The 247-nt window shown below is 61.9% G+C and carries 1 pseudogene; it reads left to right on the forward strand.

What is annotated here, in order from left to right:
- Positions 1 to 115: 115 nt before the first annotated feature.
- Positions 116 to 247, forward strand: a pseudogene (locus tag EOD29_RS34030) (sugar ABC transporter permease); the annotation flags it as partial.

Raw genomic sequence — 247 nt, forward strand, 5'->3', positions numbered from 1 at the left:
CTTCTCCCCAGCGGGAGAAGGTGCCGGCAGGCGGATGAGGGGGCCTCGACCTCCTGCTTCAGAAGTATCACCCGGGCGAGACTCCGCTGATCAAGACAATGGAAACCGCAATCCGATGACCATTTCCGCCGATATGCTCGACATGCGTCGCGACCGCAGGCCGTGGCTGCGCCGTCTTGCCGATGCTTCGGAGCCCTATCTCTACAGCGCGCCGTCGCTGATCCTGATAATTGCGGTGATGCTGGTG

This window comes from Mesorhizobium sp. M1A.T.Ca.IN.004.03.1.1 (assembly GCF_003997555.1).
GTDB lineage: Bacteria > Pseudomonadota > Alphaproteobacteria > Rhizobiales > Rhizobiaceae > Mesorhizobium.